The 20952-nt window shown below is 34.0% G+C and carries 22 protein-coding genes; 21 read left to right on the top strand and 1 reads right to left on the bottom strand.

The window, feature by feature from the left end; genetic code table 11:
- Window positions 1-18 precede the first annotated feature (18 nt).
- The 18 genes from ybeY (at window position 19) to NRE15_RS01605 (ending at window position 17481) form a co-directional block, all read left to right on the top strand.
- Complete coding sequence (gene ybeY, locus NRE15_RS01520) at window positions 19-510, top strand: rRNA maturation RNase YbeY (RefSeq protein ID WP_313793859.1); 492 nt, start codon at window positions 19-21, stop codon at window positions 508-510.
- Window positions 494-907 carry a diacylglycerol kinase family protein gene (locus NRE15_RS01525; protein WP_313793860.1) on the top strand — a complete coding sequence of 138 codons (414 nt, stop codon included), beginning with the start codon at window positions 494-496 and terminating at the stop codon, window positions 905-907. The genes ybeY and NRE15_RS01525 overlap by 17 nt, the downstream gene beginning before the upstream one ends.
- 12 nt (window positions 908-919) lie before the next feature.
- Window positions 920-1828 (top strand): GTPase Era, encoded by a 909-nt coding sequence (gene era, locus NRE15_RS01530; protein WP_313793861.1) that lies wholly within the window; start codon window positions 920-922, stop codon window positions 1826-1828.
- Window positions 1829-1843: 15 nt separating this feature from the next.
- Window positions 1844-2638 (top strand): DNA repair protein RecO, encoded by a 795-nt coding sequence (gene recO, locus NRE15_RS01535; RefSeq protein WP_313793862.1) that lies wholly within the window; start codon window positions 1844-1846, stop codon window positions 2636-2638.
- 108 nt (window positions 2639-2746) lie between these two features.
- Window positions 2747-3067 (top strand): hypothetical protein, encoded by a 321-nt coding sequence (locus tag NRE15_RS01540; protein WP_313793863.1) that lies wholly within the window; start codon window positions 2747-2749, stop codon window positions 3065-3067.
- Between the two features lie 75 nt (window positions 3068-3142).
- The gene (locus NRE15_RS01545) at window positions 3143-4738 is read left to right on the top strand and encodes an ABC1 kinase family protein (protein WP_313793864.1); all 1596 of its coding nucleotides are present in this window, start codon (window positions 3143-3145) and stop codon (window positions 4736-4738) included.
- 34 nt (window positions 4739-4772) lie between these two features.
- Complete coding sequence (locus tag NRE15_RS01550; RefSeq protein WP_313793865.1) at window positions 4773-6449, top strand: hypothetical protein; 1677 nt, start codon at window positions 4773-4775, stop codon at window positions 6447-6449.
- 175 nt (window positions 6450-6624) lie between these two features.
- A complete protein-coding gene (locus tag NRE15_RS01555; protein WP_313793866.1) occupies window positions 6625-7533 on the top strand; it encodes an ABC transporter ATP-binding protein in 909 nt (302 codons plus the stop codon).
- Complete coding sequence (locus NRE15_RS01560) at window positions 7526-8809, top strand: ABC transporter permease (RefSeq protein ID WP_313793867.1); 1284 nt, start codon at window positions 7526-7528, stop codon at window positions 8807-8809. Before NRE15_RS01555 ends, NRE15_RS01560 begins: the two co-directional genes overlap by 8 nt.
- Before the next feature lie 385 nt (window positions 8810-9194).
- Window positions 9195-10043, top strand: coding sequence for a glutamate racemase (gene racE / locus NRE15_RS01565; RefSeq protein WP_313793868.1), 849 nt, complete (start codon window positions 9195-9197; stop codon window positions 10041-10043).
- Complete coding sequence (locus NRE15_RS01570) at window positions 10018-10641, top strand: XTP/dITP diphosphatase (RefSeq protein ID WP_390887172.1); 624 nt, start codon at window positions 10018-10020, stop codon at window positions 10639-10641. The genes racE and NRE15_RS01570 overlap by 26 nt, the downstream gene beginning before the upstream one ends.
- Window positions 10619-11134 carry a metallophosphoesterase gene (locus NRE15_RS01575; protein ID WP_313793870.1) on the top strand — a complete coding sequence of 172 codons (516 nt, stop codon included), beginning with the start codon at window positions 10619-10621 and terminating at the stop codon, window positions 11132-11134. The genes NRE15_RS01570 and NRE15_RS01575 overlap by 23 nt, the downstream gene beginning before the upstream one ends.
- A gap of 15 nt (window positions 11135-11149) precedes the next feature.
- Window positions 11150-11644 carry a cyclic-di-AMP-binding protein CbpB gene (gene cbpB, locus NRE15_RS01580; RefSeq protein WP_313793871.1) on the top strand — a complete coding sequence of 165 codons (495 nt, stop codon included), beginning with the start codon at window positions 11150-11152 and terminating at the stop codon, window positions 11642-11644.
- 479 nt (window positions 11645-12123) lie between these two features.
- Window positions 12124-12981, top strand: coding sequence for a helix-turn-helix domain-containing protein (locus NRE15_RS01585; RefSeq protein WP_313793872.1), 858 nt, complete (start codon window positions 12124-12126; stop codon window positions 12979-12981).
- A gap of 236 nt (window positions 12982-13217) precedes the next feature.
- Window positions 13218-13538 (top strand): hypothetical protein, encoded by a 321-nt coding sequence (locus NRE15_RS01590; RefSeq protein WP_313793873.1) that lies wholly within the window; start codon window positions 13218-13220, stop codon window positions 13536-13538.
- Window positions 13539-13680: 142 nt separating this feature from the next.
- The gene (locus tag NRE15_RS01595) at window positions 13681-14388 is read left to right on the top strand and encodes an ABC transporter ATP-binding protein (RefSeq protein ID WP_313793874.1); all 708 of its coding nucleotides are present in this window, start codon (window positions 13681-13683) and stop codon (window positions 14386-14388) included.
- A complete protein-coding gene (locus NRE15_RS01600) occupies window positions 14389-16929 on the top strand; it encodes an ABC transporter permease (protein ID WP_313793875.1) in 2541 nt (846 codons plus the stop codon).
- 36 nt (window positions 16930-16965) lie between these two features.
- Window positions 16966-17481, top strand: coding sequence for a hypothetical protein (locus tag NRE15_RS01605; protein WP_313793876.1), 516 nt, complete (start codon window positions 16966-16968; stop codon window positions 17479-17481).
- Window positions 17482-17536: 55 nt separating this feature from the next.
- Here NRE15_RS01605 and NRE15_RS01610 read toward each other — a convergent pair whose 3' ends face one another.
- Window positions 17537-18409 carry a mechanosensitive ion channel family protein gene (locus tag NRE15_RS01610; RefSeq protein ID WP_313793877.1) on the bottom strand — a complete coding sequence of 291 codons (873 nt, stop codon included), beginning with the start codon at window positions 18407-18409 and terminating at the stop codon, window positions 17537-17539.
- Between the two features lie 184 nt (window positions 18410-18593).
- Here NRE15_RS01610 and NRE15_RS01615 point away from each other — a divergent pair, with 184 nt between their 5' ends.
- The 3 genes from NRE15_RS01615 to ccpA all read left to right on the top strand — a co-directional run bounded on the left by NRE15_RS01615 (window position 18594) and on the right by ccpA (window position 20932).
- The gene (locus NRE15_RS01615) at window positions 18594-19136 is read left to right on the top strand and encodes a DUF948 domain-containing protein (RefSeq protein ID WP_313793878.1); all 543 of its coding nucleotides are present in this window, start codon (window positions 18594-18596) and stop codon (window positions 19134-19136) included.
- A 17-nt stretch (window positions 19137-19153) separates the two neighbouring features.
- Complete coding sequence (locus tag NRE15_RS01620; RefSeq protein ID WP_313793879.1) at window positions 19154-19708, top strand: YtxH domain-containing protein; 555 nt, start codon at window positions 19154-19156, stop codon at window positions 19706-19708.
- A gap of 225 nt (window positions 19709-19933) precedes the next feature.
- On the top strand, window positions 19934-20932 hold the full coding sequence (gene ccpA / locus NRE15_RS01625) for a catabolite control protein A (protein ID WP_313793880.1): 999 nt from the start codon (window positions 19934-19936) through the stop codon (window positions 20930-20932).
- The last annotated feature ends 20 nt before the right edge of the window (window positions 20933-20952 follow it).

Genomic DNA, 20952 nt, shown 5'->3' on the forward strand with positions numbered 1-20952 from the left:
TTTAAGAGGAGCTTGCTTATGTTAATTGAAATTATTGATGATGCTAATTATTTAACGGATCAGCAAACGGAAATCATCGAGGCTGTCATTGAATTAGCTGCCAAAAGATTACAGCTAGGTTCCCATGTTGAGTTGGATATATCCTTAGTTTCGAATGAAGACATACATGACTTAAATAAAACCTATCGGCAAATCGACCGTCCTACCGATGTATTAAGCTTTGCGTTAAATGAATCGATTGATGATTCAGATCAACTTTTTAATCAATTTTTTGATTCAGAAGATGAAGCCAGTGACTTGCCGCTTCACTTAGGCGATATCATTATTTCATATCCCAAAGCGGTCGAACAAGCGGAAGATTATGGTCATTCGCTTGATAGAGAATTGGCTTTTTTAGCCGTCCATGGTTTCTTACATTTAAATGGGTATGACCATCAAACGGAAGAAGATTCTAAAGAAATGTTTGCCATTCAAGAAGAGGTGTTACAAGAATATGGCCTCAGCCGATAAAACACCCCCAGAGAAATTTAGTTTAAAAAAAGAATTAATTGGTTTAAAAAATTCGTTTAAATATGCGGGCGAAGGCTTAAAGCATGTTTTAGTGAATGAACGGAATTTTAGAATTCATACTCTAGCTGCTGTGATTGTGATAGGTTTAAACTTTTATTTTCAAATTGAATTTTATGAATGGATTGCGATTATTTTTTGTATTGCCTTTGTTATGACTTCGGAGTTATTCAATACCGCGATTGAAGTCACTATTGATTTAGTCACCAAAGGTGAGTATCATCCATTAGCAAAAATCGCCAAAGATGTGGCAGCCTCAGCTGTTATTGTGGCTGCTATTGTTTCAGTGGCGGTGGGATTAATTATTTACATACCCTATATTTTTAAAGGATTATTTTAGTTAGGAGTATTTATGTCAAATCAATCAAGTTTTAAATCGGGCTTTGTTGCCATTATCGGGCGACCTAACGTTGGAAAATCAACGCTCCTCAACCGTTTTGTGGGTCAAAAAGTGGCGATTATGTCGGATAAAGCCCAAACGACCCGCAATCGGATTCAAGGAGTCTATACGGATAAAGATGCTCAGCTGGTCTTCATTGATACACCAGGTATCCATAAACCGAAACACGCTTTAGGTGATTTTATGCTTAAAACGGCCTACAGTGCGATTAGCGGGGTAGATGTTGTTTTATTCGTTGTGAATGCTTCGGAAAAAATTGGACCGGGCGATCGTTTAATTATTGAACGGTTAAAACATGTTGAGGTTCCAGTTATTTTATTAATTAACAAAGTTGATTTAGTTCATGCTGATGATTTATTACCCATTATCGATAGTTATAAAAATGAACTCGACTTTAATGCGATTTTTCCCATTAGTGCTACGCAAGGGGATAATGTAGCTGAATTGGTAGAGCATATAAAAACGCTTGTGCCGGAAGGACCACAATATTATCCGGCTAATCAAGTGACAGACCATCCGGAATATTTTGTTGTGGCTGAATTTATTAGAGAACAAATACTGCATTTGACCCGTGAAGAAATTCCGCACTCTGTGGCGGTTCAAGTACAAAGTATGCAACGGAACGAAGATGACAAAGTAGAAATCCAAGCAACCATTATTGTTGAACGCAAAAGCCAAAAAGGCATTATTATCGGGGCACAAGGTTCAATGATAAAGAAAATCGGTCAAGGAGCAAGACGTGAAATCGAAAAGTTGTTGGACGATAAAGTCTATTTAGATTTATGGGTGAAAGTCCAAAAAGACTGGCGCGACCATCAAACGCAACTCAATGACTACGGTTATAAATCAAACGATTATTAAATAAGGTTGTTGTTTATGAAAAATGAACGTTTTGAAGGGATTGTTTTATTTAAACGTCCTCATCGTGAAAAAGACAATCTGGTGAAGATATTTACACAAAACCATGGGACAAAAATGTTTTTTGTTAAAGGTTTACAAAAACCGAACCATCCTTTAGTCAGTACGACGCTCCCCATGACATTAAATGAATATATAGGGACGATTAATCAGACGGGACTGTCTTTTTTGACAGAAGGCAATTCGCTGTCACTCTTTCGTTCAATTCAAGAAGATTATCTCCTACAAGCTCACGCTAGTTATATCATTCAATTAGTCGATGCTTCAATTGAAGATAATCAAAACCACCCCCAAACCTACGACTGGTTAAAAACGGCTTTATATGCCTTAGACAATCGCATGTTGCCTGATATTGTGACCATCAAAATGGAAATTGACCTGTTGAAAAATTTTGGAGTAGCTATTAATTGGCATCAATGTCGTATTTGTGGTAGCCAAGAAGAACCTTTTAAATTTAGTATGACTCGGCAAGGCGTGTTGTGCCAAAAACATTGGCAGGAAGATCCTTACCTCTTACCAACTTCCCCTCGAGCGATACATATTGTCAAACAATTAAGCCAAACCCCCATTAAAAACATCCATCAAGTAAATATCAGCCAAACAACACTTAAAGCGATTCGCCAATTAATGGAAGAAATTTATAGTGAATTTGTCGGTATCAAATTAAAAAGCTATAGTTATTTGAAAAAATTATCAGCCATGGACGCATCCATGCTAAATTTGCAAGCTAAAAGAACAAATTTTGAGAAGTAATTCACGAAAAGTTTGCTTTCAATGATAAAGAAAGTTTATAATTTACTTAATAGATATGATTAGATGAAAAGAAATCCGATTTTAACGATACGAGGAGGAATGGAAAATATGGAACGTGTAGAGAAGAGCATCAAGAATATTTTTTTAGCGGCAGTTGGCGGAACGGCTCTATCCTATGAAAAAGCCGAAGATTTAGTTAACAAAATGATTGAAAAAGGCCAAGTAACTGTTAAAGAGGGTAAAGAGCTGACTGAAGATTTAACACGGACGATCAAAGGCGAACATAAAGTATCTGAAGATTCAGAACAAGCTAAGATGGAATTGGCAGAGGAATTAATGACATTACGATTGGATATCAATGAAATCAAACGTGAACTCGGTGAAATCCGTAAACGCTTGAGTGAAGCGGAAGAATTATCTGATATTTAATTGTATCGTGCTACTGGACATTTTTGCCTTATCATTAAGGATAAAAATGTCCTTTTTTGTTAAAGGGGTATGATTATGGCAACCAATGCAGAACGGTTACGAGAAATCATTAATGTGTTTGCCTCTTATGGCTTTACTGAATTGTATCGTCGTAATTTTAAAAAGCAGACTGTCGAAGAAAGTGCCACTAATTTACGGTTGGCTTTTGAGGAGCTAGGACCAAGTTTTATTAAAATTGGTCAAACATTAGCAACCCGTAATGATTTATTATCGGAACCATATATTAATGAATTGCAAAAGCTTCAAAATAGTTCACCGAGCTTCCCTTATGAAGAAGCAGACAAGGTGTTCCAAGGTGAGTTTGGGCAATCAATCAAAGCAACTTTCAAAAACGTGAATGAAAAACCGATTGCCACCGGATCAATTGCTCAGGTGCATTACGCGGAATTGGATGATGGAACGGCTGTAATTATTAAAGTTCAACGCCCACATATTCAAGAGAAGTTAATTCGTGATATTGATTTATTTATTCGGGTGATTAATCGCATTCCTTCCATATTTACCGATATCATTATTGATCCTGTTTTAGTTTTACAAGATATCCGTCAACAAAGTGTGATTGAATTGAATTTTATTTTAGAAGCTCAAGCACTCATAAAATTTAAAAAGAATCATCGTGAACGAACCATGATAAAAACGCCGGAAATCTATTTGGATTATGTCAGTGAGAAAATTCTTGTTCAAGAATACATAGAAGGCTATGATTTAACGCAAGTTCAAGCAATTAAAGACGCTGGTTATGATATGGATGAGGTGGCTGAAAAGATTGTAACGACTTTCCTTTATCAAGTTTTTACCGATGGTTATTACCATGCAGACCCACACCCAGGTAATATCATAATTGATAATGGCAAAATCGTTTATATTGATTTTGGTATTATGGGTGACATTCCACCTATGTACCAAACCTTATTAATCAATTTGTTAGAATCACTCGTTTTACACGATATTGATCAATTAATGCAGATCATTCTGATTGTGTGTCAATCACATGGTGAAATTAATGAAGTGGATTTATACCGAGATTTAAAACTTTTATATAATCGTTATTTAACCAGTGGTTTTTGGAAGATGAATCTAAATGATATGTTTCGAGATTTAATGAAAATTGCTTTAGCTTATAAATTAACCTTTCCACATGAATTTGTTCAATTAGCTAAAACCGTGGTTATTATACAAGGGATTGCACAAAACTTAAGTCCTGAAATGGATTTTATGAAACTATTTGAGAAATACATTACAAGCAGTAATAAAATTTCGATTGATAAATATTTAAATCGTGAAAAGCTCTTACGACAAGCCAGTCGTACAGCTAAGGCGACCGTCAATTTTCCAGTGAAAATTGATCAACTCTTAGATAATTTGAATAATGAACGCCTGGGCATTAATTTACAAGTTCCTAAAGTGGAATCCTATATCCGCGAAATTAATCAAATGCTGAATCGTTTAGTTATCGGGATACTATTAGCCTCCATTATTATTTCTGCAGGGCTAATTGCCTCTAGTGCAACCAGTGAACGGCTAATAAATTTTGGGGTACTCTTTTTCATTATTGGAATTGTCATGGCCGCTTACCTTTTGTATTCATTTATTCGCTCACGACACAAATAAATAACGCGTTAATTAAGAGGAAAGGAATATTAATATGAGAGATGTAACTGGAACGGCAGATGATAAAGAAAAAAACGGCTTTTTCAAAAAAAGAACAACATCAAAAACGAACAAAGGTAAATCGCTGAATTTCCGATGGCTTTACATTGTGTTATTGATTATCATTGCCGTCTATTACTATATTGCTTTACCACCCATTCATTATGCTTCTGGTGAATTTTGGTTTTTTGCTGGTTTAATTTCAATTGGTATATTAATCATTGAAGTATTGAACGATGGGGTGGAGTTATTTACTGAAAAAAGGAACTTTTCTTTTAAAAAGATTAGTTGGAAATATAAAAGCTTGCTCTTTTTATGGGTAGGCGTATTAGTTATCGCCTTAGTCAGTCGCGTTATTTTCTCGCCGTTTTTCTTTTCTGAAGCTTATAGTAATATGATTACCATTGAAACGGCTGATTTTGAAACAGATTTCCCAGAAACAAATGTGAATCAAATCCCTTTAATTGACCGTGATACGGCTATGCGGCTTGGGAATCGTCGTTTAGGGGCATTGACGGAACTTGTTTCTCAATTTGAAGTAGCCGATGATTACACCCAAATCAATATCAACGACTATCCCTACCGTGTTTCGCCCTTAGAATATGCTGGGTTCTTTCGTTGGTTAAATAATTTTAGAGATGGGATTCCACACTATATCCGAGTGGATAATGTAACGGGGGATGTGACTTTAGAAACCCCTGAACAACCGATTAAATATAGCAAGTCTGATTTATTTAATCGTGATGTCATGCGTCGCTTGCGCTTTAGTAATCCATTTACCTTATTTAATGATCCTTCCTTTGAAGTGGATGATAATGGCATCCCCTATTATATTGCTACAACCTATACGAGAAATTTCTTTTTATATGAACCAGAAGCTAATGGTGTCATTACGTTAAATGCAATGACGGGTGAAACGACGCGTTATGGGATTGATGAAATCCCGACTTGGATTGATCGTGTTCATCCATCCGAATTAGTTTTACATCAACTAGAAATGAACGGGAAGTATAGTAATGGTTTTTGGAATTCCATGTTTTCGCAAGAAGGGGTAACGCAACCAACCGCTGGTTATAATTATCTACCGATTAATGATGATTTGTATTTGTATACTGGGATTACCTCCGTAGCAGCTGATGAATCAAACATTGGTTTTGTATTAGTTAATCTAAGAACAAAAGAAGCAACGATGTATCCTTTAGATGCAGCTGAAGAATTTTCAGCCATGCAATCGGCTGAAGGTAGTGTCCAAGAAACAGGCTATACAGCTACTTTCCCCTTACTGATTAATTTAGAAGGTCGACCAATGTATATCCTATCCCTAAAAGATGGCTCTGGGCTAATTAAAGAATATGCTTTAATTGATGTACAAAATTATCAACGTGTGTATGTTGAACCTACCGTTGAACGTTTGTTATTGTCATACGCACAAGAAAATCCTTTAAGTGTTGACGAAATTGAAACGGAAGAAGATTTGCAGGAGTTGACAGGCTTGGTTGATGATGTTCAAGCGGTTGTTGTGGAAGGCAATACCGTTTATTATTTCCTGATGGATGGAAATGTTTACCGGGCCAATATATCAATTAACCAAGAATTACCTTTTTTAGAGGAAGGAACTCAAGTTGATTTCTTAACAACTGAAGAAGGGCAAGTCCGAGAAATTTCTTGGTAAAATATTTTAAATTATCTGGATTGTAATATTTTCACAAAATAAATCAATAGAACATTCTATATGATTTCAGCCGTTTTGTGAAAATAGAAGCAGTCCAGTTTTTGCATTTATATTGTATTATAAAATTGAACTGTAGCTGTTTTAGTGCTATTATTTGAGTGGAGGTGATGCTTGGATGTTAGAAGTTAAGCATTTGACAAAAACGTTTGGCACATTAAAAGCGGTTGATGATGTTTCATTCACAATAGAAGCAGGGACGATTTTAGGTATTATCGGACAAAATGGTTCGGGTAAAACAACCATTTTCCGAATGATTCTAGATTTCTTGACCCCAGAAGGTGATGGAAGCATTTTGTGGGACAATAAACCAATCAAGAAACAAATTTATGATTTAGTTGGTTATTTACCTGAAGAACGTGGTTTATACGAAAAAATGACTGTTCAACAACAAATAACTTATTTTGCTGAACTACGTGGTATGAAGAAAGCAGACATCACTCAACGGATTGATGATTGGATGGACCGCTTTCAAGTAAAAGGAAAGAAAACCGATAAAATAAATACCTTATCTAAAGGAAATCAGCAAAAAGTCCAACTTATCTCTACCTTAATCCATGAACCCAGATTAGTGATTTTAGATGAACCTTTTAGTGGATTGGATCCTGTAAACGCAGAATTACTGATGTCAGGTATTTTGGATTTAAAAACAAAAGGTTCATCCATTATCTTCTCTAGTCATAATATGAATAATGTTGAAGATATTTGCGACAAGTTAATTATGATTCATTATGGGAAAACCGTTTTATACGGACCAGTTAATGAGGTTCGAAATAGTTTTGGACGGGTGAAGATATTTATTGAATCAAAAGATTGGACAAAAGAAAGCTTAGAGCAATTAGAGGGTGTCGTGTCGGTTGTGGAACAAGGTTATGATAATTATGTGTTGCATTTAGCCAACGAGAGTTATGGCCAAGCATTATTTAACGCAATTACAAAAGGCAACTACTTACCTAAATTTAGTCAACAACCACCAACTTTGGAAGAAATATTTAAAATGAAAGCGGGTGAGTCCAAAGATGCGTAATTTATGGATTATCATTAAAGAAGTGTATTTTAAAAATGTAAAATCATGGTCGTTTGTTTTTATGGTGTTGGGTCCAATTTTGGTATTAGGCGTCATTGCACTCATTACTTTTTTCATTGCCCAAGATGAGCAACAATCTAGAGTGGGGGAAATTGCGATAATAGATGCGCCGACTGAACTCCAAGTAGCCATCGATGCTTCACCGGATAATAATACCATTCATTTTGATATAAGTGCTGAAGAAGCCAACACCTTATTGATTGAAGATAAACTTGATGGTTATCTTGTGATAGAAGGAGAGCCAGACCATTTAGTGCCTTTATACTATCGTCGACCAACGAGTCGAGATATTAATTTAACAAACCTTGAACAAGTCATTAATACCTATCAATTAAATACCATTGCTGAGAATATTGGTTTAAATAATGAGCAATTGATGGAAATTCAATCATCGAATGTGGCGATTGATACGATAAATTTAACCGTTGATGACGAGGGGACCATACGTGAAGAGTCAGCAAGTGATCCAAGTAATTTTGCCCGTATAATGATTGCCTATGTCGTTTCTTTTTTAGTCTTTTTCTTTATTATGACTTATGTGGGGATTATTTCGCAAGAAATCGCTGCCGAAAAAGGCTCTCGGATTATGGAAATTTTGTTATCTAGTGTTTCTGCTTCGACACACTTTTTCGGAAAAATGTTGGGAATTGCTCTAGTGATTTTAACACAAATTATGGCTTATATTATTTTGTTTATACTCGCTCGTATTTTCTTTTCAAACCTAGATATTTTTAACTTTTTAAATGATATAGATTTTAATGTCATTTTTGCTAACAGTATGCCGGTGGTTTGGTTAGGGCTTGTGTTTGCGATTATTGGTATTATGATTTACAGTGCTTTGGCCGGTTTTCTTGGCTCCCTTGTTTCTAAAACGGAGGATGTGAACAAATCCATCACGCCAATTATTTTTATCGCTTTAGCAGGCTTTTACATTGGTATGTATGCACTTAATTCGACCAATAATCCCATTGTCCGCATTGGGTCTTTAATACCATTTTTCACTCCTTTTGTGATGCCATTTAGAATCGCGGCTGAAACAGTCTCATCGACTGAAATTATTTTGGCAATCATTATTTCGATTATCTTTATGATTTTATGTCTTTGGTTTTCCGTGGTCTTCTATAAAAGCAATGTATTGGTTTATACCGACAAAGGCATTATTCAAGCCATGAAGGACTCTTGGACCTTATGGCGTAGTGAACGACAATCGAAATAGTTTGACAAAGAGCAGATTAATCCAATTATTTTGTTGATGGATTAATCTGCTTCTTGTTGCTTGACTACCCATTAGATTCATGGATAAAGTAGCGTAATCCTAAAAGACGGCGTTTACAAAAATAAGCTAAATGTTTAAAAAATCTTAGAAGATAACTGTCAAAAGTAAATTAACTATTCAAAATAACGAATATTTTTGGCGAAAACCACTGGTAATCATATACTTAGTATAAGTGTAAACTACCAGAATATTTATAGTCTGTTTATGTTGAGAAGGGATACAATCTTGTCTATAATAATAGTAAAGGGTAGTGAAGAAATGATTCGTTTTTATCATTTTCACTTTCAAACAGTATCAAATATAACATAAAGAAGAAGGACACTTGATGAAAAATTTACCCATTGGTTTTATTGATTCTGGATTTGGTGGTTTAACTGTTGCTAGACAAAGTTTAAGGCAACTACCAAATGAATCAATTATTTATTTTGGTGATAGTGCTCGCGTTCCCTATGGCCCGCGACCGCTAGAAGAAGTAAAAGAATATATTTGGCAGATGACAAATTTTTTGTTGGCTAAAGGCATAAAAATGCTTGTTATCGCCTGCAATACTGGGACGGCGGCTGCCCTTAAAGAAGTAAGAGAAGCCTTATCTATTCCTGTTATAGGGGTGATTCATCCAGGCAGTCGTGCTGCTATCAAGCAAACACATAATCGTCGGATCGGTGTAATTGCAACGGAAGGCACGATAAAAAGTCAAGTCTATAAGCAAGCGCTATTAGAAAAAGTAGAAAATTTAACTGTCTATTCGATGGCATGTCCTGAATTCGTTACAATTGTAGAAGAGAATCGGGTAGGGGACTTTGAAACGCAAGGAATTGTCAATGAGCGTTTAAAACCATTTGTAGACAATGGTGTTGATGCATTAATTTTAGGTTGTACGCATTTTCCTATAATGCGCGGAGCCATTCAAGAAGCCGTTGGGGAATCCATTCAATTAATCGATTCAGGTGTTGAGACAATTAATGAGGTCAGTACTTTGTTAGATTATTTTGGTTTAAGTCGAACGGCGAATGATGCGAAACAATTCCCATCAACCCAAGTTTTTTATACAACAGGGGAAGTCAATCATTTTGCTAAAGTTGCAAAAAATTGGTTGCATAAAGAAACCATTGAAGTTATTCAATGTGAAGTGAAAGGGAATGTTCTTATTGAAACTAATCATAGCGAGCCATAATAAAGGTAAAATTACTGAGTTTACCAATTATTTGACACCTTTAGGATTTGAAGTTTCATCTTTACTTGATTATCCTCAAATACAAGAAGTTGAAGAAATTGGGCAAACCTTTGAAGAAAATGCCCGTTTAAAAGCTGAAACAATGGCAGAAGCCATGCAAGTATTTACTTTAGCTGACGATTCTGGTTTAGTTGTCCCATCATTAAATGGTGAACCAGGAATTTATAGTGCGCGGTATGGTGGTGAAGAAAAAGATGATACAGCAAACAACGAAAAATTATTAAAGAATTTAGTCAATAAAAGTCGCCAACAGCGGCAAGCATATTTTGTTTCTTGTCTGGTTTTAGCCTACCCTGGAGTGCCAAGCCTAGTGGCGCATGGCCAAATTAAAGGGGAAATTATCACTGAATACCGTGGAAAGAATGGTTTCGGTTATGACCCTATTTTCTATGTGGAAGAGAAGGGACAGACATTAGCAGAGATGACACTTGAAGAAAAAAATCAAGGGAGTCACAGAGCACTGGCTCTAGACAATTTGATTAAAAATATACCCGTATGGTTAGAGGAGTTAGGCAATGAAAGTTTTAGTAATGAGTGACAATCATGGTAGATGGCAAAAAGTACAAGAAATCATCACGAAAAATCGACCATATGTGGATTATATTATTCATTGCGGAGATTCAGAGTTTCCTGCTGATGACCCCATATGGGATCAAGTAGATAGTGTTGTTTCTGGTAATATGGATTATGACCCTCAATACCGTCAGTTAGATACATTAGGCACAAAAGAAGAAAAATTTTTAAATGTACATGGTCATCGACACAATGTAAATCATTCATTAAATGAATTAGGCCAATTAGCCCAATCTAATCATGCTAATTTTGTTTTTTATGGACATACGCATAAATTAGCCCATGATTATCACAATGGTTGCTTGTTTCTAAACCCAGGTAGTCTAAGTCGCTCACGTGGAATTAACCCTGAAAAAACCTATGCTATAGTAACTATCGATTCAGAAACAATCCAAATCAAGTATTACAATGATGAGCATCAGCGCATTGACAGATTGACTGCTATATACAAAAGATAGAAAGGTGAGTTTAACATGATTGACCCTTTAATTGAAGATGCCTTGTGGAATAATGTGGAAGACATTATGATTGAGGCAGATAATGTTGCAAATGTTGCTACAACAAACACACTAAATCATGGGTTGCTGGTCTTATCGCAAATGAAATATTCTGTCATCCCCGTATTAACTCCAAAATCAAAATTAGCAGGTTTAGTAAGTATGCCACTAATTATTAATGGTGTGATGACGGATGATGCTTTTTTAACCGATCAATTGGATACAATGACTATTAGTGAAATTATGTATGATAACCCTGTGACGATTAACTTAGATTCTGATTTGGAAGAAATTTTGCATTTGTTAATTGATAATAACTTTATCTGCGTCGTTAGTGAAGTTGATAATCATTTCTTAGGAATCGTTACACGGAGTGCCGTCATTAAACGTTTTAACAAATTTGTTCATACTTTTAGTAAACAAACAGAGTTAAAAGAAGTGGTTGACTATACTACAATTTTTCAATCATAATAAAAAAATCAATACCCCCATAGAAACAGTGAAATTAGTTACTCTAACTGTGTTCTATGGGGGTTTTTTATCATAAATTGTTTAAAAGTGAAAAGATTTGAAAAAAATAAGTTAACTTTGGTTTGACAGTTAAATCATTTAACAGTACAATATTTTTAGGTAAACGATTAGCTTTTTTTGTATTCGTTCATATGAAAGAAATTTAGTTACACGTGAAGGTTTGTTCTCCATTGGTCAAAAAATTACTCTAAATTAATAACTTCGATAATGCAATTTGGTAAATTGTGATTATTACTAAAATTATCCATTTGTCCAGTTGAAAAATGAAACAGAACCATTATAACGATAAAATACTTTCTGATTTTTACTCCTTTACTCAAAGACGACACCTCCTTTGTTACTAATAGACTATATTATTTTTGAATATAATGTCTATATTTATAAACTATAGTTAAATCTAATATGAAAAGAGGGTACTAATGAATGACATAGGAAAAGTGGTAAAACAAATCAGAAATGATAAAAGAATTACTCAGCAGTGTGCAATTGAAGGAATTGGTTCACTTACTTATATATCAAGGATAGAAAATGGTTTAACTAGACCCTCATATGAAAAATTAATCAAGATATTAGATCGTTTAAATGTAACACCTACAGAGTTTTATAGATTAATCCAACAAAATAATCCAAATAATCAATTTTCCTTTATTAATCGATTAACCAACATCATTAGAGAAAAAGATATTTACCTGATAAATAGGGAAATAGAAGATGAAATTAAAAGATATAAAGAAGATAAAAATTATAGACATACTCACAATGTTATATTGCTTAATCAGTATAGAAATTTATTTTTAAATTTTCAACTAGAGAGTCAGCAAATTTCAAAGTTATCTGATTATTTGTTTAAAGTTAGAACATGGGGGATTTATGAAATTAATTTATTCAATTTATGTGTTGTTTTTTTTTCAAATAGTAACAATCAAGCTTTATTTAAAATCGCCACTGCTAGGTTGGGGAAACTTGTAAATAAAGATGCTTATTATACAAGTGTCTTTAGAATTGGTTTTAATATACTTTTGAAAACGATTGAATCTAGTGATTTTTTCTTGTCTTCCTTGATAATTGAAAATTTGGGAGACATTCTTGATGGAACAACATTTTATTATGAGATTATTAAGCTAAAGTATATGAAGGGAATATATTTAATGAAGAAAGGTAACAATAAAGATGGACTTGAACTGGCTTTAATTGCTGTTGATTTAATGTATAAATTGGGTGATGAAGTAAATGCAAGAGCACATAAAAAAGAAATAGAGAAATACTATTCGACTTAAACTATAGTTTAGCTAAAATTTGCTTAAATTTTTTCTTATGTATAATGAATGTAAGTGGATGCTGAGATTGAAATGAAAATGATTTAAATATTTTTTATATTACAGAATATATTTATACATTTATTTCAAATTTCTGCGAAGCTAATAATCTTAATAGGAGTGGTGCTAAATCATATTTTATGAGTTACTTTAATCATATGTCAATTTCTATGTCAAAATATACAAGGAGAAGATAAATGAAAAAGAAGGTATTAAGTTCACTAATTACAATAATGTCCATTTTTTCTTTCATGGTTACTACTAACGTAGAATATGTGCAAGCTAATGAAAGCACTCAAATAATTGAACCAATGTCTGCAATATACGTAACTCATCAACAATATATATCAAGCTTACCTGCTCCTAATTCGTTATATATCACTCGAACACAAAATGGTAGACGGTATGCTGGAACTGTTTATTATACGGGAAGAGCAGATTTGATAAATGGTAACTTCATCGCTCATTATAGTGGAACTTTATATTTCACTGGCCAAATTCAATCAGACACTCATTAATATTTGAAGAAAAGTAATCGATTAAAATCTTTTTGTAAAGCTTTTTTAAAATGAAAGATATTGAATGAAATTGAGGTATTTGCTGACAACAGTAAAATGTAGTAGGTAAATACCTTTTTTATAGAATGGAGGAGAGTGTCTGATGAGCATCATTAATATAGAAAATATACAGAAATCCTTTGGACAACATCAAGTTTTAAAGGATGTAACGTTCGCTATAACGCAACCGGGTATTTATGCATTGGTAGGACCCAATGGGTCAGGTAAATCGACGTTAATGAATATTATGATGAACCTTATAAAAAGTGACAGTGGAAAAGTAGAATTATTGGGCGAATCTAACAAAAATGTACAAATATTTAACCGAGTTTCTTTTTTAAAAGATAATACGGTGTTGTACCCTTACTTGACGGGGTTTGATCATCTTAATTATGCTGCTAAAGCGTACGGGGTTAATGCAGCGCAGGTCAATCAAATAGTAGATAAAATGGGAATCCAAAGTTATGTTCATAAACGTACAGGAAAATATTCATTAGGTATGAAACAACACTTGTTAATTGCTTTATGTATTTTAAATAATCCAGATGTTTTAATTATGGATGAACCGTTAAATGGACTAGATCCAACAAGTATTTTGAGCGTAAGGGATTTAATTAAAGCTTTAGGTAATGATGGTAAAACGATTCTAATTTCATCACATATTTTAAGTGAAATCGATGCGGTGACAAGAGACGTTTTATTTCTTAAAGATGGTGAAGTTTATGTTGAAAAATTATCCGATTCGCATGCTGAAGATAGATATAGTGAAATTTACCGTGATTCTTTAATACTGAATTCAGGCGGTGAGTAAATGAAACACTTATCTTTTGAAATGTTAAAACATTGGCGGAATAAGACTATTTTTCTTGTCATTTGTAGTGCAATCATTCTATCGTTAGCCAATATGATTTTCTTAAATGCTCAAATAGGTCAAAATACGAATGAACAAAATGACTTAAATTTTTATGCTTCAGACTTATACCAAGCTGTCATACCGTATGGATCCATCGCAGTTGATCAATTTGGTGAACCTATTTTAACAGAAGCACAGGAAAGAGTGAATACTTTTTTAGTGCCTGTTGAGGATGAAACAAATAGTGATATTGTTGCGTATATACCATCTACTAGCTATCCTTTTTTTCAAGCAGTGGCTGATGCGGTGGTAGAAGATGATATCGTTCTGTCTGAACAATTAGAAGCAGATTTAAAATATGCATTGATTGCATCCGAACATCAATATCATCAAATAGAGGCAAATCCAAATTATCAATCAACTGGATCAGTGACTTACATTAAGAAAGGGTCAACCATATTATTTGGCATTTTATCCTTGCTATTATTTTTCATTATTGCTATCCGTATACATAGTGAAGATTATGAAAGAGGAAGTTTAGTTTTCAATTGGACTTTACCAAAATCTAGACAACAAATAATTATTATGAGATGGATTAGTGTCATAATCCTTGCTATCATTTATGTTTTATTAATATTAACAGCAATCTCCATGTTTTCAATGATTAGTGGGGACGGATTAGGAGATTGGCTGTATCCAAATCGTGTAATGAGTGAAAATCCATCGGTTATGACCAATCTTGAACTAATCGTACGTATGATAGGTGTTTGGTTATTACGTGTGGGTGTCGTTTCCGCCCTTGGATTGCTAGTTGCAAATATTATAAGGCTAAGAAATGTTGGAACAATCATGGGTAGTTTTTTCATAATGTTGATTTATTTTTTCACTAATTACTTACCATCCTTACAAGAACCTTGGAATATTTTATATTTTAATTATATTGACCAACTTATTGGCGGTCGTTATCTCGATTTAAGTGTCACTGAACAAGGGCAAACAATAATTGGTGTTCAATTTATTTCACCTACTTCCTTAGTCATGCCGTTATTAATTAAGCTCAGTTTAATTATCTTGTTCTTGTTTCTAGCGAATCAATGGAACGAATTAGGCACATTTGATGGCTTTTTATCAAATAACGATCAGCAACCAACACCTTTCTATCAAACCAAATGGTATGGAGTTGGTTTTGAGTGGCAAAAACTACAACAAATTATTGATAATAAAACGTCAATGACTCTAATAGTCCTTTTCACAATTGGGTTGTATCTACTTTTAGTATTTAATGACCGTCCTTTATTAGATGAGACTATCAATCCATCTAGTGTTTCTTCTTATGAGAATATAGTGACTTATAATCAAGTTTTTCTAGATGACATTAGTAATATGAGTAAGGAAGAACAGGAATTTATGCGTTTTGTTCAAGATGATTTAACTCTTCAAAACGACTATTATCAAAATGCAATTAATCAACTAAATAATCGTTCAGCTGCTTATCAAACGAACAATAGTCATGATTTTTATGATAATTTTAACTTTGAAGTAGATGAATTTTTTGGTAAGGGTGATCAAATGGATATGATTGGTCGCAGTGGTGAGAGTATCTATTTGAATGGTGAATATGCTTCTAATTTTGCTTATGAAGTATCACTCGATCGACTAACTGAGCTTAAAATTCGTGATATTAAACCAATCCCTCAAACTCACATTCATCGCACAATTTATGATCCATTAAAGAATCCTACAGATAATTTTGTAGAGAATTTAAAGTATCAACCAGCAGACCATTCATTTTTGACTTCTTTATATCGATTATTTTTTTATTATCGATTAGATGTTATTTTGCTTATTATCTTATTACTTGCAAGTGGAGCAGGGTTTACGATTGATCGGGAAAAGGGGAATGGTCTAAGTTGGATGTTCACCTTACCTCGAAAACGACGTAAAGTTTATAATGATAAAATTATGGCTGGAGTTTTACGGATTATTACACTACTCGCTTTATTTATTGCTATTGTATTTATTTTAGGAATGCTTACGGATGGTTTTGGACAAACACGTTTTCCAATCTTACATTATGATTATTTAGCAGAACATGCCCAAAATGGGACTGGTTTTGAGGAAAGTTACTCTTGGATGAATTTAGGGACATTTATTATTCAGTCAATAAGTATTTTATTGTTAATTAGTTTGTTTTTACTAATTTTAGCTAATGTTTTATCCTTATGGATCAAACAGCCACTATTACTCTTTTCAATTGTCGGTTTATTAATGGTTGGTGGGTATAGTTTCATACACATTCCAGCCTTAAACGGGATAATCAGATTTACACCATTCCCTTATATCGATATTATGGGATTCCTGACGGGAGAAATAGCTGTTCAAAATAATCTAGCATCGATGGATTATATGATGGGAGCAATTGTGTTATTAGCTTGGTCACTTGTGTTGTATCTTTTCGGTGTCAATCGTAGTGAAAAAATGTCAAATGTGATTAGTTAAGAATTAGAATTTTCTAAATTGATTAGGAGTGAAAAAATGATAAAACGATTGGTTAGTATTTTATTTGTTAGTATGTGTGTTCACGGTCAGTTATTAATCGTTCCTATGTCGGTTAATGCTGAAAATAATCCAACGCAAGACAGCCTAACCGTTTCTGAAACTTATACAATTGATGTGGGTTCTCAAGTATCAGAGTACTTACAAGTGAGCCGGTCAAGTAATGGGAATCGATATGTTGGACAATTGCAATATTCTGGCAAAGCAAGTATCATTAATGGCAAAATTCTGGCAGAGTATAAAGGGTATATTGAACAACCCTCACATGTTGCTATAAGTACACAAGATAACTATACCTATTCAGCAAATAATGCAATGAACATTTCCCATATTCAATTTATTTCATTAGAAGAATGGATTCCCGAAACGTTATCAATTAGTCAATCGATTAATGGCATGGATTACAGCGGCGAAATAGCCTATACAGGAGATGCCCAGCTTATTGGAGATGAAATGATATTTTATTACGAAGGAATCATTGAAGCTGATTCCTAATAAAAACCTACTATTTCAGATTAGTGATTCTAAGCCGAAATAGTAGGTTTTTTTATTATGAATTGAAAGAACTCGTTGGGAACTTAATGTTTTGTTCTTGAAAAGCCATTAAAAAAGCTTGGTAAAATACGCTGGTTAATTGGTATTGTTTACCATTTACAACTGAAAAGGTAACACGATAATTAAACGTTTGGTTCTCCCCGCGCACAATCCCATTAATAGTCGGTTTATCAGTTATTAAATCGTGATAATCTTCATATAACTTAGCCGTTTCAACTTTTACTATCTCAATAATTTTATTAATTTGACTTTCATCATCGATAGGTAAATCAATTAGCACCGAAATATCATGCCTCGATTGATTCATGACTAATCGAATTTCACTATTGGGAATGTAATATAAAAATCCTGAAGCCGCTTGGATAATAGTCGAACGAATCCCGACACGATAAATAGTACCCGATAGATTCTTTTCCGGAAGAGAAACAAAATCGCCCACTTCAAAATGATTTTCTAAAATGATAAAGAAGCCATTGATGACGTCTGTGACAAATTCCTGCGCACCAAAACCAAGAGCAATCCCAGCAATCCCGGCACTTGCGATGAGGGTGCCAATAGGGAATCCAAAAATACTTAAAATAATATAGGCATAAATAAAATACAAAGCATAATTTAAACCATTTTTTAGTAAATAAGTGATGGTTGAAACTCTTTGTTTTGAGGCAGTTTTAGATCCACGACTTAATTTTTGTGAAATTTTATCAGTGACTAAGTTATTGATTAAATAACGTGCAATTAAAAAAAGGATGGTAAAAAGCACTAATTGAATCGCAATCTCAATGATATTGATTAAAATATCTCCCCAGCGATTCGCAAATAATTCACGCAATTCATCCCATATAGTTAGCTCAATTTCTACCTCATCCAATAAAATCCCTCCCAAATCCTTCTATTCTCTCACTTATCTTAACATAGTTTTAGCTCGAACAAAAACAACCCCATTCAAAAAAAATAAAAAATAAATATCTCTGAAAAGAGTTTTCAATTGTAAGAATATCGATTACATGATATATTAATCTTATATTATAACAGTAAAGGAGTGAGTATCAAGCATGACATTAGGAGGAATTGCTGGCTTAATCGCAGCTCTAGCATTTGCTGTTTTAGTTGTATTTATTTGCCTCAATTTAAGTAAATTATCAAAAATCATGGAAGAAATTCAAAAAACAGTTCAACATTTGAATTCAACGATTGATGTCGTTACAAAAGATGTGGATAATTTATCAATTGAAGTCGAAGGCTTATTAAATAAAGCAAATACTTTAGTCGACGATGTTAACGGTAAATTGGGAAAAACAGATCCATTATTTACAGCTATTGGTGATTTAGGGGTGACGGTTTCAGATTTAAACGAATCTACCAAAGGCATGGCTAATAATCTGGTGAACGGTATTTCTAAGAAAAAGAAATCACCGATTGATCGTTTTGTAAAATCAACCAAAGGATTTACAAAAACAAAAGAAAATAGTCAACTGTCAGATCCGGTAGAAAAGGCATATGAAGAATCAGCGGCGTTGACACAATTGCAGAAGGAACTTGAGGCATTAGCTAAAACAACCCCGTCTACAACGGCTGGGGAAATTTCAATCAAATAAATAAGGAGTGGTTATAAATGAGTAAGAATAACAACGGTAAATTTCTTTTAGGCGCTTTGTTTGGCGCTTCAATCGCTGGAATTGTGGCACTATTGTATGCTCCAAAATCAGGTAAAGAACTACGCGAAGATATTGCAAAAGAAGTGGATAATCTTGTAGATAAAGCAAGTGATTATACGGATTATGCGGTAGAACGTGGTGTGGAAATATATGATGCGGCGGCAGATGCTACTGAAGACATCAAAGTTAGTTTAAAACAATCATCTGACAATATTAAAAAACAATTTGGTGATTTAAAAGAAGAAGCTAAAAATGAATGGCATCATTTAAAAGATGATTTTAATGACGCTGGTGACCGAGTAGCTGATGAAGCTGAAGATACAAAAGATCGTTTGGATGAATTTGGTGATGTCCTTGCAAATGAAACCGAACGCGTTGCAGACGAAGTAGCTGATGGAACAAGTCATGTGATTGATGAAGCAAGACATCAAGCAGACAATGTTGCCGGTGAAGTAGAAGATGCTTATAATGAAGTGAAAGATACTGCCCAAGAGACAGCTGAAGATTTATAATCTAACTTTCGCTGGAGTTCAAAAATTCCAGCGAATTCCTTTTTTATTCAAAATTCTGATTAAATATTCTAACAAAATTCAATATTTCTACATAATTTTGATATAGGTATTTTCATAGACTTATTGAATAATCAAATTTAAAATGTAAATAAAACGCTTGCATGTTTGCGTGCAATGTGTTAAATTATTTTTGAAAGAGGATATAAATTGGAAGTGGGGAATTTTATGGAAAAGCAGACGATTACAATATATGATGTGGCTAGAGAAGCCGGTGTCTCGATGGCGACGGTATCACGGGTTGTTAATGGCAATCCGAATGTGAAGCCAAGTACAAGAAAGAAAGTTTCAGAAGTTATTGAGCGTTTAGATTACCGCCCAAATGCTGTTGCTCGAGGGCTAGCAAGTAAAAAAACAACAACAGTCGGTGTTATTATTCCGAATGTTACGGATTTGTTTTATTCATCCCTTGCTCGTGGTATTGATGATATTGCTTCAATGTACAAATATAACATTATTTTAGCAAACTCAGATGAAAATCGTGAAAAAGAAGTGCAAGTATTAAATACCTTATTAGCTAAACAAGTTGATGGGCTTATCTTTATGGGTAGTACCATTGATGAAACAATCTTAAAAGAGTTAAGAAGAACAACCACGCCAGTTGTTTTAGCTGGTACAGTTATTTCTGAACCAGACATCTTATCCGTTAATATCGACTATCTTGCGGCGACTAAAGAAGCGACTGAACTATTATTAAGTCACAATAGAACAGTTGCTGTTGTAACGGGTCCAGGAGAATATGAAATTAATAAAGATCATATTGTAAAAGGCTATAAAGAAGCCCTTGAAGAAAAAGGCATCGATTTTAATGAGGATTTAGTTATTCAAAGCGAATATACTTTCAAAGATGGCGATAAAATCGTTGATTTACTACTCGATGCTGGAGCAACAGCAGTGGTAGTGTCTAAGGACGAGGTAGCCATTGGGATATTGAACGCTTTAATTGAACGTGGTGTTAATGTGCCAGACGATTTTGAAATCATTACTAGTAACAACTCAATGTTAACACAAGTAGCTCGTCCACAATTAACGAGTATACAGTTTCCTCTTTATGATATTGGGGCAGTTGCGATGCGTTTATTAACAAAAGTTATGAATAATGAAGAAGTTGAGGAGCCAAAAGTTCTCTTACCACATAAGATTTTTACTCGTCAATCGACAAAATAATTATGAGGGGTTAAATCATG

It is taken from the genome of Fundicoccus culcitae, from assembly GCF_024661895.1.
GTDB lineage: Bacteria > Bacillota > Bacilli > Lactobacillales > Aerococcaceae > Fundicoccus_A > Fundicoccus_A culcitae.